At 72.5% G+C, this 2,108-nt stretch carries 2 protein-coding genes; one reads left to right on the forward strand and one right to left on the reverse strand.

Features of this window, described 5'->3' with window-relative positions:
* Nucleotides 1-1,160, reverse strand: a 1,160-nt coding sequence (locus FV230_RS27625) for a DNA topoisomerase IB (RefSeq protein ID WP_147844637.1), incomplete at its 3' end; no start/stop codon positions are given.
* A 114-nt stretch (nucleotides 1,161-1,274) separates the two neighbouring features.
* Between FV230_RS27625 and FV230_RS27630 the strand changes: the two genes are divergently transcribed.
* On the forward strand, nucleotides 1,275-2,108 hold an 834-nt coding region (locus tag FV230_RS27630), incomplete at its 3' end, for a glycosyltransferase (RefSeq protein ID WP_147844638.1).

The raw sequence follows: 2,108 nt of genomic DNA on the forward strand, positions 1-2,108 counted from the left end.
GTGTTCGCCTTCGCCGCCTTGCCGGCCCGAGCCGTCCGGCGCGCGGCCTTCGCCGTGCCGGTCGAGGGCGCGTCTCCGGCGAGCCGGGTCTGCAGCAGGCTCAGCACCGCCGCCTCCTCCGGGCGCAGGCGGCCGAGATCCTCGACCAGCTCGCTCTCGACCGCGTCCTTCACCTGCAGCAGCAGGGCGCCTTCGAGGTAGCAGTCGATGATCTGCGGGTGGATGTAGCACTTGCGGCAGATGGTCGGCGTGTTGCCGAGCCGGGCCGACACGTTCTCGATCGCCGCGCGGACGTTCTTCTTGGCGCCGGCCTCGCCGTCGAAGGTCTCGAACTCGCGAAGCGCCAGCGCCGCCAGCACCGTGCCGGCCCAGGTGCGGAAGTCCTTCGCCGTGATGTCCTGCCCCGAGATCTCGCGCAGGTACGCGTTGACGTCCGACGAGGTCACGTCGCGCTGCTCGCCGGCCTCGTCGATGTACTGGAACAGCTCCTGGCCCGGCAGGTCCTGGCAGGCCTTGACGATCCTGGCCACGCGCCGGTCCTTCACCGACAGGTTCCAGGTCTTGCCGCTCTTGCCCTTGAAGCGGAAGGTCATCGCCGCGCCCTCGACCGTCACGTGCGGGTCGCGCAGCGTCGTCAGGCCGTAGCTCTTGTTGGCCTTGGCGTAGTCGTCGTTGCCGACGCGGATCAGCGTCGTCTCGAGAAGGTGCACCACGGTGGCGAGCACCTTCTCGCGCGACAGGCCCCTGCGCCGCATGTCCGCGTCGATCCGCGTGCGGATGCCCGGCAGCGCGTCGGCGAAGGCCATGATGTGGCTGAACTTCGTCGAGTCCCGCGCCGCGCGGAAATCGGGATGGTAGCGGTACTGCTTGCGCCCCTTGGCATCGCGCCCGGTGGCCTGGATGTGGCCGTTCTTGCGCGGGCAGATCCACACGTCGGTGTAGGCCGGCGGGATCGCCAGGGACTTGATCCGCTGGACCTGCGCCTTGTCGCGGACGGGCGCGCCCTTGGCGTCGACGAAGCGGAAGCCCTTGGCGGTCTTCTTCCGGGTCAGGCCCGGCATCGTGTCGTCGACGTAGGCGAGCCCGGCCTCGGCGGCCGCGTCGCGCGGGTCGACGACGGTGCCGGCGGTCTCGTCCGAGGACACGAGATCCGATGCCATGAGCGCTGCTCCTCGCTTGCGAAAGCCTGCCCTCAACCGGTCGCCGCGCGGCCGTGTTCCGGCGTCTGCGTATCCGCCGTACACGGATGCGCGCCCGTGTTAGAGGCTCGTGCGATGGACGCCGCCCCTTCCGCCCCCGCCGCGCCGATGCGGCGCCTCGCCTTCGTCGTCACCGAGGACTGGTTCTTCGCCTCGCATTTCCTGCCGATGGCGCGGGCGGCGGTGGCGATGGGCCTGTCGGTCGCCGTGGTAACACGGGTGCGCGACCACCGCGCGGTGGTCGAGGCGACGGGCGCCCGGGTGATCGCTTTGGAGGCGGAGCGCTCCAGCCTCAACCCGATGGCCGCCGGCTACGCCGCGGGGCAGCTCGCCGCGATCCTGAAGGCCTGGAAGCCCGACATCGTCCACTGCATCGCGCTGCGCGGGATCCTGGTCGGCGGCACGGCGGCGGCGATGGCCGGCATCCCGGCGCGCGTCTACGCACTCACCGGCCTCGGGCTGATCGGCGCGCGCGCCGACGCGGCCGGACGCCTCTCGCGGACCGCCCTGCGCCACTTGATCCGCGGGCCGCTGGCCTCGAAGCGCACCCGCTTCCTGTTCGAGAACCCGGACGACGCCGCCGCCCTCGGCCTCGACCCGGCCGACACCGCGGTGACGATCGTCGGCGGTGCCGGCGTCGACCCGGACGCGTTCGTGCCGCTGCCGCTGCCGCCGCATCCGCCGCTCCGGGTCGCGATCGTGGCACGGATGCTGTGGTCGAAGGGGATCGACGTCGCCGTCGAGGCGGTGCGGCTCGCCCGCGTGCAGGGCGCTGCGGTCGAGCTTGCGCTGCACGGCGCGCCCGATCCCTCGAACCGCCGGGCGATCCCCGAGGCGACGCTGCGCGACTGGTCCCGCGACGGGGTCGCCTGGCTCGGGCCGACGCGGGACGCGGCCGCGGCCTTCGCC

The sequence above is a fragment of the Methylobacterium sp. WL6 genome, assembly GCF_008040095.1.
Taxonomy (GTDB): domain Bacteria; phylum Pseudomonadota; class Alphaproteobacteria; order Rhizobiales; family Beijerinckiaceae; genus Methylobacterium.